Origin of the sequence: Eggerthella sp. BIOML-A4, assembly GCF_009875575.1 — a bacterium.
Classification (GTDB): Bacteria; Actinomycetota; Coriobacteriia; order Coriobacteriales; family Eggerthellaceae; genus Eggerthella; species Eggerthella lenta.
Genome location: NZ_WWRX01000001.1, coordinates 34,502 through 47,960, shown reverse-complemented (window position 1 = coordinate 47,960; position 13,459 = coordinate 34,502). Strand labels below are relative to the sequence as shown.

At 66.0% G+C, this 13,459-nt stretch carries 11 protein-coding genes; 6 read left to right on the top strand and 5 right to left on the bottom strand.

Annotation, left to right across the window (positions count from 1 at the left end; translation table 11 throughout):
* Positions 1–601: 601 nt before the first annotated feature.
* Positions 602–976, top strand: a complete 375-nt coding sequence (locus GT613_RS00245) for a translation repressor RelB (protein ID WP_015761399.1) — start codon at positions 602–604, stop codon at positions 974–976.
* Positions 969–1,466, top strand: a complete 498-nt coding sequence (locus GT613_RS00240; RefSeq protein ID WP_015761400.1) for a PIN domain-containing protein — start codon at positions 969–971, stop codon at positions 1,464–1,466. The genes GT613_RS00245 and GT613_RS00240 overlap by 8 nt, the downstream gene beginning before the upstream one ends.
* A 35-nt stretch (positions 1,467–1,501) precedes the next feature.
* Here the strand turns inward: GT613_RS00240 and glmU are convergent, their stop codons facing one another.
* On the bottom strand, positions 1,502–2,872 hold the full coding sequence (gene glmU, locus GT613_RS00235; protein ID WP_015761401.1) for a bifunctional UDP-N-acetylglucosamine diphosphorylase/glucosamine-1-phosphate N-acetyltransferase GlmU: 1,371 nt from the start codon (positions 2,870–2,872) through the stop codon (positions 1,502–1,504).
* Positions 2,873–2,931: 59 nt separating this feature from the next.
* Positions 2,932–4,770 carry a Na+/H+ antiporter NhaA gene (nhaA, locus tag GT613_RS00230; RefSeq protein WP_015761402.1) on the bottom strand — a complete coding sequence of 613 codons (1,839 nt, stop codon included), beginning with the start codon at positions 4,768–4,770 and terminating at the stop codon, positions 2,932–2,934.
* A gap of 272 nt (positions 4,771–5,042) precedes the next feature.
* Between nhaA and hpf the strand changes: the two genes are divergently transcribed.
* The gene (hpf, locus tag GT613_RS00225; protein ID WP_015761403.1) at positions 5,043–5,618 is read left to right on the top strand and encodes a ribosome hibernation-promoting factor, HPF/YfiA family; all 576 of its coding nucleotides are present in this window, start codon (positions 5,043–5,045) and stop codon (positions 5,616–5,618) included.
* Positions 5,619–5,702: 84 nt separating this feature from the next.
* Here hpf and GT613_RS00220 read toward each other — a convergent pair whose 3' ends face one another.
* Entirely contained in the window at positions 5,703–7,148 is a 1,446-nt protein-coding gene (locus GT613_RS00220) for a response regulator transcription factor (protein ID WP_035585647.1), read from the bottom strand.
* 233 nt (positions 7,149–7,381) lie between these two features.
* Between GT613_RS00220 and GT613_RS00215 the strand changes: the two genes are divergently transcribed.
* On the top strand, positions 7,382–7,984 hold the full coding sequence (locus GT613_RS00215) for a Tat pathway signal protein (protein WP_009609440.1): 603 nt from the start codon (positions 7,382–7,384) through the stop codon (positions 7,982–7,984).
* A 57-nt stretch (positions 7,985–8,041) separates the two neighbouring features.
* Complete coding sequence (locus GT613_RS00210) at positions 8,042–8,260, top strand: acyl carrier protein (RefSeq protein ID WP_009609420.1); 219 nt, start codon at positions 8,042–8,044, stop codon at positions 8,258–8,260.
* 97 nt (positions 8,261–8,357) lie between these two features.
* On the opposite strand, the gene GT613_RS00205 is transcribed toward GT613_RS00210, so the two are convergent.
* Positions 8,358–9,890, bottom strand: coding sequence for an FAD-dependent oxidoreductase (locus tag GT613_RS00205; protein ID WP_114513301.1), 1,533 nt, complete (start codon positions 9,888–9,890; stop codon positions 8,358–8,360).
* A gap of 249 nt (positions 9,891–10,139) precedes the next feature.
* Here GT613_RS00205 and GT613_RS00200 point away from each other — a divergent pair, with 249 nt between their 5' ends.
* The gene (locus tag GT613_RS00200) at positions 10,140–11,621 is read left to right on the top strand and encodes a LuxR C-terminal-related transcriptional regulator (protein ID WP_230309064.1); all 1,482 of its coding nucleotides are present in this window, start codon (positions 10,140–10,142) and stop codon (positions 11,619–11,621) included.
* A 196-nt stretch (positions 11,622–11,817) separates the two neighbouring features.
* Here the strand turns inward: GT613_RS00200 and GT613_RS00195 are convergent, their stop codons facing one another.
* Positions 11,818–13,131, bottom strand: a complete 1,314-nt coding sequence (locus tag GT613_RS00195; protein WP_035585642.1) for a folylpolyglutamate synthase/dihydrofolate synthase family protein — start codon at positions 13,129–13,131, stop codon at positions 11,818–11,820.
* Positions 13,132–13,459: the final 328 nt, after the last annotated feature.

Genomic DNA, 13,459 nt, shown 5'->3' with positions numbered 1-13,459 from the left:
CGTCTGACTTCGAGCAGCTTCACCTTACGGCCGGGCGAGCGGAGGGGAAACGTCCGTTGTTCGTGAAAAAACGCGATGAGCCCGGATATTTATGGGTGAACGAGGGTGCGAAAACGCCACCAATAATGGATGACCGATGGCGCTGAGCTGGGGGTATCGCAGTCTCGCTCACAGGTTCCGCACCAATCCCCGCGACGAGTCGCTCACAGGCTCCGCACCAATCCCGCGCCGAGAGGATTGTCGCACGGATGCTTTCAGCAGCTCGGTTCGTCGATGCGCTCGAAGCTCCCCATCAGTTCGAAGTGTTCGAAACAGCAGTGCTATAGGTGGCGAAATCGGGTTTTTGGCAGCCTCCGCACTCCCTTTTGGGATTCTTTCGGACAAAACCCCAGGTCACCAATTTTCGCGACTGCGGAGCAGCGCCTCCGATCGTCTCCGAATTGCCAAAAGCCCGATTTTGCAACACATCGAACCGCATCCGAGGAACCCGGGAATCGGAATCGCCCCTCCGGTGCTCTTCGCCAAAGCCCCAACTGCAGACGAGCCCCAAACGAGCACCCATGCTATACTATACGTATAGCAACGAATGAGGAGGTACGCGATGACGACGGATATGGTGCAGATGAACACGCGCATCAGCCGCTCGCTCAAGGAGCGCGGCGATGCGGCGCTGGAGCGCGCCGGTTACTCGCCGTCGCAGGCGGTTCGCAAGCTGTGGGACTACGCCGCGAAGAACGCGCACAACCCGCGCGCCATACAAAACCTGTTCGACGCAGAAGACGAAGCGGAGAAACGAGAAGCTGAAGAGGAGCGCGCGCGGAGGCGGGAAATCACGATCAGGGGTGCGAACATCGTCGCCGATGCGTACGAGCGGCACGGAATCAAGCCTTCCGACTGGACGATGAACGCATCGTACGAAGAGATGCGCGACTACGCCCTGCTCGAGCGCCTTCGGGAACGGGGCCTCGATGCCTAGCCAGCAAACTTCCCTCCTGGTCGACACGAACATCTGGCTCGACTACTTTCTTGCCAACCGTCCAGCGCATGCCGCAGCGATGTCCTTCATGCTATTCGCGCATGAGCACGGCTATCCGCTGCTGTACCCCACCGCCATCGTCAAGGACGTGTTCTACCTGACCGCGAACGCCTTCAAGCGAGACATGTGCAACGAGAACGGCAGGCTCACCGAACGCGATGCGGCGGCAGCGACCGAAATCGCTTGGGGATGCGTGGGCAACATGCGGGAACAGGCCACCGCCGTAGGATCAGACGAGTCGGACTTGTGGACGGCATGCGGCCTCTGCAACCTCCACAACGACCTCGAGGACAACCTGATCGTCGCTGCGGCGCAACGGTCGAACGCGACGTACCTGATCACCAGCGACGAGCTGCTCATCAAGCACGCCCCCGTGGCCGCGCTCACGCCCAGCGACGCGCTCACGCTGCTGCAAGCCGATATGGCGTAGATGTCCCAATGGGGACTGTCCCCATTGGGACAATGCTATTCTTGTTGACTGCGCTTCTTGGCGGCCCAGCCGGGGATCTCGCGCTGCTCGGGGCGCGTGAGGGCCAGGGCGTCGGGCGCGACGTCTTTCGTAATGCACGAGCCCGCGCCGATGATGGCACCCGCGCCGATGCTCACCGGGGCCACCATCATGGTGTCGCTGCCGACGAACGCGCCGTCGCCGATAGTGGTGGCATGCTTCTTCTTGCCATCGTAGTTGCAGGTGATGGAGCCGGCGCCGATGTTCACGTCCTCGCCGATGGTGGTGTCGCCGATGTAGGACAGATGCGGCACCTTCGAGCCCTTCCCCACCGTGGACTTCTTGATCTCCACGTGGGTGCCGGCCTTCGCGCCCTCGCACAGGTGCGCCGCCGGACGCAGGTACGCGCGCGGGCCGCACGTGGCGCCGTCGTCCACCTGCGCCTCCACGGCCACCGTCTCGTCCACGACGCAGCCTCGTCCCACCGCGGTGTCGGTCAGGCGCGAATCGGGGCCGATGACGCTGTCCTCGCCGATGCTCGTTTCGCCCATGAGCATGACGTTCGGCAGCAGCTCCACGTCCTGCGCGATGGTCACGTCGGGCCCGATCCACACGAGCTCGGGGTCCACCATGGTCACGCCGGCGGCCATATGCGCGCGGTTGATGCGTCGCTGCGCGAACTTCGTGGCCTCGGCCAACTGGATGCGCGAGTTCACCCCGAGGCACTCGGCAGGGTCCTCGCAGACGAGCGCCAGCACTGGACGGCCGGCGTTACGGCAGATCTCAAGCACGTCGGTCAGGTAGAACTCGCCCTGGGCGTTGTCGTTGCTCACCTGCTCGAGCGCCGCGAACAGCGCGCGGGCGTCGAAACAGTAGAACCCGGAGTTGCACTCGCAGATGGCGGCTTCCTCGGGCGCGGCGTCCTTCTGCTCCACGATGCGCGCCACCGCGCCCTGCTCGTCGCGCACGATGCGCCCGTAGCCGAACGGGTCGTCCAGCTCCATCGTGAGCACCACCACAGCAGCGTCCGCCTCCTCGCGCACGGCGACGAGGCGCGCGATAGTCTCGGACGTGATAAGGGGGCAGTCGCCCGACAGCACCACGAGCGAGCCGTCGAAGTCGGCCAGCGCGTCCTTGCACACGGCCACGGCGCCCGCCGTGCCGTTCTGCTCCGCCTGCACCACCGTCTGCGTGTCGGCGACGAGCGGCTCCACCTGCTCGCGCGCGTGCCCGACCACGGACACCACCCGCTCGACGCCCGCGTCGCGCGCGGCGTCCACCACCCAGCGAACGAGCGGCTTGCCCAGCACTTCGTGAGCCACCTTCGGCTTCTTGGACTTCATCCGGGTGCCCGCACCCGCGGCCAACACGATAGCGGCAGCTTCCATATCGCTCCTTCGCAACGCAGTTCCCATCGTCAACTAAAAAGTATAGCGCAACGGCGCGATCACCGTTTGCCTGCGGGGTCGGAATCGCCGGGGACGCCCGCGTCGCCAGCTCCGCCCGACATGCCCGTCGCGTCCTCGCCCTCGCGGCGCAGCGCGCGCTGGCGTGCTTCCTCGCCGCCTTCGCGCAGCAGGGCCTCCTCCACGCTGAGCAGCGGCGGCTTGCCCTCGTCGTCGAAGTCCTTCTGCATCTGCTCCAGCAGCTCGTCCTTGCCCTCCTCCTTGAGCACGCGCACCACCTCGTTGCGCACCGCTTCGCGCACATCGCCGATGGAGCCGCCGCCCAGCAGGCCCGTCGGTCCCAGGTCGACGACGATCTCGAACACGCCGCCGCGCTTCTTCGCCTCTTCGAGCTCGCTCTTGAGCTCGGGGTCCTCGATTTCGCGCAGCAGCTCCTCAGACTCGCGCGCCGCTTCGCTGCCCGCCGTCTGGCGCGTCACGTCGTCGCCGCTGGCCGACAGGTACGCCACCCCGCGCTTCTGCGCCGCCTTCGCCTGCAGCAGCAGGAACACGAAGCCCAGCACGCCTGCGATCAGCGACGCCGCCAGGATGGCCAGCTTCGCCGTGGCGATGTGCATCTCGTCGGTGAACGCGAGGTTCGCCACGAAGATGGCCATCGTGAAGCCCACGCCGCCCAGGATGCTGGCGCCCAGCATATGGAACCAGTTCACGTTCTCGGGCAGCGAGGCCAGCTTGCTCTTCACGATGATGAAGCTCATGAGCATGATGCCCAGCGGCTTGCCCAGCAGCAGGCCCAGCATGACGCCGTACAGCACCGGGTCGGCGAGCATGGCGCCCACGTCCATGCCGATGAAGCTGACGTCGGCGTTCGTCAACGCGAACAGCGGCAGGATGCCGAAGTACACCCACGGGTACAGCTTGTGCTCGAGACGCGTCGCCGGCGGCACCACCTGGCCCGCCACGCGGCTGAGGGCCGTCACGGTCTTGATGTAGTCGCCCTGCGCGATAACCGGCGTTTCAGGCTGGAACGCATCGCGCGCCTCGCGCACCTTGTCGCCCGACCAGGTAATGAAGCTCTTAAGATTCACGCGCGACCCCGAGGGGATGACGAACGCCAGCAACACGCCCGCAATGGTGGAGTGCACGCCCGACATGAACACGCAGTACCACAGCACGGCGCCCACCAGCAGGTACGGCACGAGCGAGTAGATGTGGTTGCGGTTCATCAGCACGAGCACCACCAGCACGACGGCGGCCATGGCCAGCCAGAACATCGACGGGCTGTGGCCGTAGAAGATGGCGATGACCAGGATGGCGATGATGTCGTCGGCCACGGCCAGCGTGCTGAGGAACACGCGCACGCCGCTGGGGACGCGGTTGCCCAGCAGGGCGAGGATGCCCAGCGCGAACGCGATATCGGTGGCGGTGGGAACGCCCCAACCTTGGGCGGTTTCGGGGTTCGTCGCGTTGAACACCAGGTAGATGCCGATGGGGGCCAGCACGCCGCCGATGGCAGCCATGATGGGCAGCAGCGCCTGGCGGATGTTCGTCAGCTCGCCCACCGTCAGCTCGTATTTCACTTCCAAGCCCACCAGCAGGAAGAACACGGCCATGAAGATATCGTTGATCACGTGCGCCAGCGACATGCCCGCGAACGCATCGCCGAAGAAGAAGCCCGCCTCGGTGTGCCAGAACTCCAAGAACGCCTCGTACGCGCCCGTGTTCGCCACGATGAGCGCCACGACGGCCGCCAGCAGCATGACGCCGGCCGCCTTCGTCGACGAGTGGGTGAATTGGATGAGTTTCCTGTATCGTGCCTGATGACGTTGCACTTCGTTGATGAAAATGCGCTGCGCTCCGTCTTGATTCTGTTCGGTCATGTCGCCCTTTCGGCTTCGTCGTTTGCCGTATTATCCCCCAATTACCTGGTGCGTCCGCTCGATTGTTACCCGTTTTTAGATCGATTTCACAACAAAGTAAAATGCCCGGCCAAAATATCATGAATTGCGCTATTCTGTACTCATCAGCTTAGGCGTTAGGAGTCGGCTTGGGATTCGCGTGGAGGGCATATCACCCATTCGCTCGTATGACCAGGTGCGATGACAACGACCGAGCTGTTTTTTTATTCGCCACGAGGTAAGAGGTGATCGCTATGAGCATTACCGTCACCGGACGCAAAATGCCTGTAACCGACGCGCTGCGCGAGTACGCCGAGGAGAAGATCGGCAATTCCATGAAGGTCATGGACATCGATCCGCTCGTAGCCGAAATCGTGCTGTTCGTTGAGAAGAACCCCGCCAATCCTCGCCCTGCCGTCTGCGAAGTCACGCTGCGCACGAAGGGCCACATCATTCGCGTCGAAGAACACGAAGAGGATATGTACGCCGCCATCGACGTGGCCGCCGCCAAGGTCGTCCGCCAGCTGCGCAAGTACAAGACGAAGGTGGTCGACCGCAAGCTGCGCGCCGCCGACGAGACCATCCGCATCGAGCCTTCCGCCGCCGGCGAGCTGGACGTTGACGGGCTCATGCAGGAACTGTCCGACGACGAAGTGGTGCGCGTGAAGACGATCGAGTTCGAGCCGCTGACCGAGGAGGAAGCGCTCGTGAAGATCGACCTCTTGGGCCACGACTTCTTCGCCTACACCGACCGCGACAGCGGCCTCGTGAACGTGCTGTACCGTCGCGACGACGGCGGATACGGCCTGCTGAAGCAGGCGGAGGAGTAAGCGGTTTCGCCTCCTCAACCTCGCACGAACGAACGCCGGCGGATTCCACATCGCCGGCGTTTTCCTTTGCCGTGCGCGCCGCCCTCAGTCGGCGAACAGGTCGATGAGCTCCTGCTTCGAATGCACGCCGAGCTTCGCGTAGATGTTCTTCATGTGCGTGCGCACCGTCGCGGGCGAGCACACCAGCTCGTCGGCGATGAACGCGGCCGAGCGGCCCCGCGCAAGCTGCAGCATGATCTCCGACTCGCGCGCCGTGATGCGGTATTCGGCCGCCAGCTCTTCGGCGCGCGCCGCGAAACGATCCTCCTCGGTGACCACGATCACGCGCTTCTCGTCGGTCGACGGTCGCCGCCGCGTCAGGTACAGCAGCAGCATGGAAAGCCCGTACACCGCCGCGATGGTGACGATCCAGTACAAACCCTCGGCCTCGCTGCCCGACGCTCCTCCCAGCCAATAGCCCGCCATGCCGAACAGCAGCTGCGACAGGCGGATGCACGCCGTGGCGAACGCGAACAGCACGTACGTCTTGAGCTTCTTCCGCTGTATCTGGCACAGGATGAAGTACAGCGCGCTGAACGAGATGAACTCGTACACGAGCACCAGCAGGCCCTGGAGCGCTTGCGAAGCCCAGCTTCCCAGCGTGAGCGGCAGCAGCACCACCAGCGCCAGCAGTATCGGGAACAGATAGCGGTACAGCCGCTCCACGTCCACCGCGCGGGCGACGACGACCACGACGAAGCAGAACACGAGCGCCGCCGAAATGGCCCCGACGGCGGAGATGATGCCCGACCCGTCGGTGGCGACGCCGAGGAAGAACCCGTTGAGGATGCTCACCGTCGCCTCGAGGACGATCGAGACCACCAACGCGTCGGCGATTCCCATCGCGCCCTGGCGATACGCCTTGAACGTCGCGGGCGCCGCGTCGTCTTCGGAGGAATCGAGCCACGCGCGGCCCCTCGCGCGCAGCAGCAACGCGACCGCGCCGACGAGCAGCACGCCCACCGCGACGACGAACGGCACGCCCATGAGGCTGCCGCACGCCAACGTGATCACGCTTTTCACCAGCATGCCCAGCGCTAGGATGCCCGCGATCCGCGCCGGCGTCTGATGGGCCACCACCTCAAGCCACGAGAGGTTCAAGCACGTCGATGCAACGCCGTACGTCAGCGCCAGGAGCACGAACACCCCCGATGAGCCGGGGGCGATCCAAGGAGCCACGGCGGGGGCGGCAACCAGGAGCAGCAGCAGTGCCGGCAGCACCACGGGCAGGCGGAAGCCGAGAATGAGGCCCTTCCACGCAAGCGCCATCACCGCGAGCGCGCACAGCAGCGACGACAGCGCGGTTGTCATGGAGAACGACATGTCGGCGATGAACAGCGTGGACGTGGGAACCGAAGCGAGCGCCGAAGAGTACAGCAGGGAATTGGCGCCCCGGAACAGCCCGTATCCCAGCGCAAGCGCCAGCGTCCGACCGTTGACGAAGAACCGGCGGTAGTCTGCTGCCTGCGTTGTGTAGCGGCTGTCTTGCATGATCCCCTCTCGCGTCAAGTACCTCCGTATTCTAACCGTTGAACGGCCCCGATGCCCCGCACATCTCGCGCCTCAAACGGCCAAAACGAAAAATACCGCAAAACAGGGCAGAGACGAAACGGGGCGAAATACCGCAAAAGGCGGCAAGGTGAACCGCCGTCTTCGAGGCAGAATCCAGAAAGCAAGGGTACGGGGCGAGCGGATGCGCGCCCCTCTGTCAGAAGGGATGAACCATGGAAGAACAATCTCAGGGCAAGCAGCTCAACCGACGCTCGTTCATTCAGGGTATCGCGGCAACGGGCGCTCTCGGCATCATGGCGGGCGCGGGCCTGTCGGGATGCGCGCCGCAGCAGCAAAGCGCCGCCGCCGAAGCGCCGCAGCAAGAGGCGGGTGCGAGCGCAGGCGAAGTGCACGAGTGGGTCGACGCGGTATCCTCCGCGAGCTTGGCCACGAACAAGTACACCACCTTCACCGAAACGCAGCTGCAAGACGCCGTCATGGCGTACCAGACCGAATGCGTCGTCTCCACCTCGAACGAGGACGGCACGCCGAACATCGCCATCTTCGTGCCCGCAGCCATGATCGACGGAACGTACGTCGCGTTCGCCTGGGCCGAAAACCAGACGAAGGCGAACTTCGAGCGGGCGAAGATCGGCATGATCGCCTTCGACGTGCCGAACCCGACGGCCGAGACGAAGGAGCTGCGCCACCAGGGCTCGGTGGTGAAAGCGACCCTCGTGGAAGACGAATCCGTCATCGGGAAGCTGAAGGATGCCGACGAGCAGCTTGCCGTGTGCACCTTTGTGGAGATTACCGAACTCCTGCCCGTCGGTTAACTCTTCGCGCGTTGTCCGATACAATGGGTGCCACCGAAACCAGACGATAGGAGCGGCATGGCAACCATCGACACCATCAAGACCATCCTCGAGGAGAACCTCGACATCGACCCGAGCACCGTCGAGGAAAGCTCGACGTTCGACTCGCTGGGCATCGACTCGCTCGACATGGTGGAGCTGATCTGCGACCTCGAAGAGGCCTGCGACGTGGACTTCGGCGAACCCGAGGGCCTCGACACCGTGGGCAGCCTCGTGGAGTACATCGACTCGCTGTAAGCGCGACCGCGCACGCAGCGCCATCCAGCAGCACCGCGAAGGCCCGCCGATCGGCGGGCCTTCGCTTGTCCAGGGAGAATCGGGCCAGCAGAAAACCTTACGCGAGCGCCGCCTTGGCCGCGTTGGCGCCCGAGAAGCGACCGGAGGTGTAGGACCAGTTCAGACCGCACCCGCCCGCCGGGTAGTCGTCGTAGATGAACGTGCCGCAGCACACTTCGCCGGCCGCGTACAGGTGCGGGATGGGCTGACCGTCGGTGTCGAGCACCTGGAACTCGGTGTTCACGCGATAGCCGCCGAAGCTGCCGTGCGTGCACACGCCCATCGTCAGCACGTAGAAGGGAGCCTCCGCGAGCGGGACGAGGTTCTCGGCCTTCTTCTTGAACTGGGTATCCTCGCCGGACGCGGCCAGCTCGTTGTACGCGTCGAGCGCCGTCTGCGCCGCAGCGCCGTCGATGCCGAGCGCTGCCGCCGCCTCGGCCACCGTGTCGGCCTTCGCGAACATGCCCTGCTCCAAGCCGAAGTCGAGCTTGCTGCGCAGATCCTCGTCAAGCGCGTCCACCATGGCCTGGTCGTACACCGCGAAGAACTTCTGATCGTCGAAGTGCGCCACGTCGTAGTAGATGTCGTGCGTCTGGCCGGCCTCGTTGGCGAAGCGCTCGCCCTTGGAGTTGATCCACAGCGCCTTGTTGCTGATGAGCTTCGACTGGCCCGGCTCCACGGGACAGGCGAGGATGCCGTTCGTGCCGCCGTGGCCCACGTAGTCCGCGCCGATGTCGAGGCCCATCTGCAGCCCCTCGCCCGTGCAGCCGACGCCCACCTCGGTGTACACGCCCGAGTAGTCGGGGCAGTACCCATCGATCATCTCGACGTTGCGGCAGAACCCGCCCGTGGACACGATCACGTTCTTCGCGTTGTAGAGCACCGTCGAGCCGTTCCCGCGCTTTGCGAGCACGCCGGCCGCCGCGCCGCCGTCATCGACCACGAGCGATTCCACCGTGGTGCCGAAGTGGAACTCGGCGCCGTGCTCCTGAGCGTACGCCGTGACGGCGCTCAACGCGTCCATGGCGTTGTTGACGCAGTTATGGCCGCGCGGCACCGGGTCCTTGCCCTTCTTCGACACGGTCTCCTTGAAGGGCACGCCCAGCTCGCCCGTCAGCCAGTCGATGGTTTCGCCGAAGTGCTCGGCGCAGAACTTCTGCACGTCGTAGTCCAGCTTGTCGCCGCCGCGCGACAGGAAGTAGTCGAGCAGCCCCGACGGATCGTCCTCGATGCCCGCGGCTTTCTGCAGCTGCGTGCCCGCGCCGTAGAACGTGCCGAGGGCCAGCGAGCTGGAACCGGCCAGCCACGCCATCTTCTCCAGCAGCACGGTCTTCGCGCCGGCCGCCGCAGCCTGGCCCGCCGCCGTCACGCCGGCACCGCCGCCGCCCAGAACCACCACGTCGAAGTCCACCGTCTCGTACGCCTCGGCGGCCGCGGCCTGCTGCGGCGCGCAGCCGAACAGGCTGCCCAGCGCCATGGTGGCCAAACCGCCCGTCAGCGCCTGGGCGAACTGCCGGCGCGTCAGCGGCATGGAAGCCATCGTCGTCTCGGTGGCAGCAGTGGCGGTGCGTCCCGTCTTGATTCCCGTCATGATTGATCCTTTCCTCCCTAGGGTGATGCTTCATGCCCTGCACTCTACGCACGATGCGCGCACCTCAGAAGCCACCTTCCGGGTGAAAAACACCCGATGCCGCCGGGTTTCACCCGGAAGGTGTGAGGCGTGCTCTACGCGTAGTGCACGCGCTCGGGCGTGCTCGTATATACTGGTTGCCGTACTTCGTCCCCCTGCAAGAATCGAGGATCGATGCCGCACGCGAGCGCAACCGCTCGAACGAATCAGATGCGCGCCCTCATGGGCGGCGCCTTCCTGCCGTCGTTTCTGGGGCTGGCGGCCACGCGCGTCTGGCTGCAGGTGAACCTGTTCGCGTCGTACACGCAAAGCGACGACGGGCTGTTCACGGTGGTCAACAACCTCGCGTACGGCCTGGTGATGGTCATCGGCGCGGCCATCGCGCTGCGCAAGCCGTTCTCAAAGGGCAACCGCACGGCGGTGGCGTGGCTCGGCTTCGCCGTCATGACGTTCTCCACCGTGCTCATCCTGGCGGGCAAGGAAACCGGTGCCGTCGATATCTTGGCGGTGGCCAGCGTGTGCGCCGGCATCGGCGGCGCGCTGGGCGGCGGCATGTGGACGGCGGCGTACGTGCGGCTGGGATTGCGCCAGTCGGTGCTGTACGGGTTCTTGTCGCTGGCCCTCGGATCGCTCGGCGGCCTGGCGCTCAGCTTCCTGCCCGAGGCGCTCAGCTACACGGTGAGCATGTTCATGCCGACCATCGCCCTCTTGTGCTACCAGCGCGCCATGAAGACCGACGTGGGACCGCAGCCCGCGCCCGAGCCGATCTACGACAAAGAGCCGCGCAGCACCATGCTGTTCATCTTCGGCGGCCTGGCCGTGTTCGGGCTGGCGCTGGGCATCTCGCGCGGCTTCCCCGCCGGCGAGCCCGTGCCCATGGACGCGTTGCAACGCGTCGTCCACCAGATGGGCGTCGTGGTGATCAGCCTGTTCATCATCTGGTGGTTCATCGTGAAGCGCAAGCGGCTGAGCTTCTCGTTCCTCTGGCGCATCGAGATCATGCTGGTGGCCGCGGGCATGCTGATCCTGTCGGTGTTCCCCGGGCACTTCACGGGGCTGGCCATCGCTACCGTCAACATCGCCGACACGCTCATGCTGGGCGTGCTGTGGATCACGCTGCAGGACGTGGCGCGCCACACCACCACCGACGTGTACGCCGTGTATGGGTTCGCCTGGGCGTCGCGCGTGCTGTCGCGCGACGCGGGCCGCGTGCTGATCATGGTGCTGGGCGCGATGGGGGCCTCGTCGTACGCGGTGACCGCCGTCATCGGCATCGTGGTGTTCGCGCTGGCCGCCAGCATGGCGCTGCTGCTGTCGGACGGCATTTTGAAGCTGCGGCCGCTGTTCACCGAAGACGTGGCGGCTCCCGCCCGGCGAAGCGCGGTGAGCGCGGCGCGCGAGGCGAGGCGAGCGGAGATGGAAGGGGCGGGAGCCTCGACGCCGGCCCCCGCGGCGATGCCGAGCGCGCAGGCCCAGCCGGACCCGCAGGAGTGGTTCCGCGACGCGTTCGACCTCTCGGAGCGCGAGACGGAAGTGGCGCTGCTCATCGCCCAGGGACGCAGCAAGTCCTACATCGCCGAGGCGCTGTGCCTGTCGGAGAACACGGTGCGCACGCACGCCAAGAACGTCTACACGAAGCTCGACGTGCATTCGAAGCAGGAATTGATCGACCTGCTGCAGAATAGGGAATAGAGGCCTATCCTCTTCCCTAGCGCGGCGGAAGCTTCGGCATGCGCGCGTCTTGCTCCGCGCCGATCGCATGCCGCTTCCTTGCCGAATCGGCGCAACGTGCGGTCGCTAGACCGCAGACGCCCTTTCGCGCCATGGGGAAGGGCTGTCCCAACGCACGCATTCCGACCCCCCCCCGCAGCGCCCGGGCAGAAGACGTCTACCCCTCCAGCTGCTCTTTCAGCGCGCCTACCGAGTACAGGCTGCCGAACGCGCAGATGAGGCCGTCGGCCCCCGCCAGCTCGCGCGCCTTCGCCAGCGCGTCGGCCATGTCGCGCGCGACGAGAGGCCGCATGTGCGCCGAGCACCCCAGCACGTCCTGCCCCGTCCAGCGGATGGCGCGCGCCAGCCTGTCGGCGGAAAGCGCGCGCGGGTTGTCGGGCGTCACCGCCACGAACCCCCCGACGAGCGGCATCACGGTTTCCAGCATGGCCGGGTAGTCCTTGTCCTCCAGCACCCCCATGATGAACACAGGCTTGCGACCGGGGAACACGTCGGCCAGCGAATCCACGAGCGCGCGGGCGCCCTGGGGATTGTGCCCGCCGTCCACGACGACGGTCGGCTCGCCCTCCCCCGCGCGCACGATCTCGAAGCGCCCCGGCCAGGCGGCGCCTGCGACGCCCTGACGCACCGCGTCGTCGTCGACGGCCCATCCGCGCGTGCGCAGCGCTTCGGTCACCTCGATGGCCAGCGCCGCGTTCGCCGGCTGGTACGATCCCAGCAGCTTCGTGCGCAGGTCGGCGAAGCGCCCGTACGAGAACGAGCGCGCGGGCGCGCCGGAAGCGCCCCAATCCACCGGGCCCACGTTCAAGCACGCGAAATCGGGCACGGTGAGCGTATCGCCCGCCGCCGCAACCGCCTGCTCGACCACGGCCATCGCTTCGGCGTCCTGCGGCCACGACACCACGGCGGACCCCGGCTTCACGATGCCGGCCTTCTCGCCCGCAATGGCGGCCAGCGTGGTGCCGAGCAGCTTCGTGTGGTCGAGGCCGATGCGCGCGATGACGGCCGCCTCGGGCGCGTCGATGGCGTTCGTCGAATCGAGGCGCCCGCCGAGGCCCACTTCGAGCACCACGATATCGCAGCCTCGGCGCACGAAGTGCACGAGCGCCACCGCCGTCATCAGCTCGAACTCGGTGGGATGGTCGGCCATAGCCTCGGCCTGCCCCTTCACGAGCAGCGTCGCCTCGGTCAGCTCGTCGAGCGTGATGTTGGCGCCATCCACGCGGATGCGCTCTTCGAACGTGATGAGGTACGGGCTGGTGAACAGCCCCGTGCGCAGCCCCGCTGCCTGGAGGATGGAGGCCAGGTACGCGCAGGTCGAGCCCTTCCCGTTCGTGCCCGCCACGTGGACGAACTTGAGACGATCCTGCGGCCGGCCCAGCCGGTCGAGCAGCTCGCGAATGCGGTCGAGCCCCAGCCGCGACTCCAACCAGCGCGGCTCGTTGATGTAGGCGATAGGATCGAACGACATAGGGACCTCCTGATGAGATGGGGATCGAGGCGAATGTTTCACGTGAAACATTCGTTCGCGCACAAGCGCGAAACGCGCGGGAGCGAAGCGACCCGTGCCTCGCGCGCAGCGCGAGAACAACCGCGCGGGGGGTCGGGCGGGAGCGAAGCGACCCGCCCATGCGCCCGCAGGGCGCATAATGGGCGCGCGGGTTGGCGCAGTAAGTCAGCGAGGGGCGCTGTGGTGCCCGAGATCGTGGGGAGGGCGAGGGCGAAGCGTACTTCGGTACGCGAGTCCTCGGCCTCGCCGCGAGATCGGGTGCCACAGCGCCCCGCAGCGTCGGCGGGGT

Bases quoted from the DNA above. Each gene is read 5' to 3' on its own strand.
- GT613_RS00245 (WP_015761399.1), top strand. From the start codon at position 602: ATGACGACGGATATGGTGCAGATGAACACGCGCATCAGCCGCTCGCTC.
- GT613_RS00240 (WP_015761400.1), top strand. From the start codon at position 969: ATGCCTAGCCAGCAAACTTCCCTCCTGGTCGACACGAACATCTGGCTC.
- glmU (WP_015761401.1), bottom strand. From the start codon at position 2,872: ATGGAAGCTGCCGCTATCGTGTTGGCCGCGGGTGCGGGCACCCGGATG.
- nhaA (WP_015761402.1), bottom strand. From the start codon at position 4,770: ATGACCGAACAGAATCAAGACGGAGCGCAGCGCATTTTCATCAACGAA.
- hpf (WP_015761403.1), top strand. From the start codon at position 5,043: ATGAGCATTACCGTCACCGGACGCAAAATGCCTGTAACCGACGCGCTG.
- GT613_RS00220 (WP_035585647.1), bottom strand. From the start codon at position 7,148: ATGCAAGACAGCCGCTACACAACGCAGGCAGCAGACTACCGCCGGTTC.
- GT613_RS00215 (WP_009609440.1), top strand. From the start codon at position 7,382: ATGGAAGAACAATCTCAGGGCAAGCAGCTCAACCGACGCTCGTTCATT.
- GT613_RS00210 (WP_009609420.1), top strand. From the start codon at position 8,042: ATGGCAACCATCGACACCATCAAGACCATCCTCGAGGAGAACCTCGAC.
- GT613_RS00205 (WP_114513301.1), bottom strand. From the start codon at position 9,890: ATGACGGGAATCAAGACGGGACGCACCGCCACTGCTGCCACCGAGACG.
- GT613_RS00200 (WP_230309064.1), top strand. From the start codon at position 10,140: ATGCGCGCCCTCATGGGCGGCGCCTTCCTGCCGTCGTTTCTGGGGCTG.
- GT613_RS00195 (WP_035585642.1), bottom strand. From the start codon at position 13,131: ATGTCGTTCGATCCTATCGCCTACATCAACGAGCCGCGCTGGTTGGAG.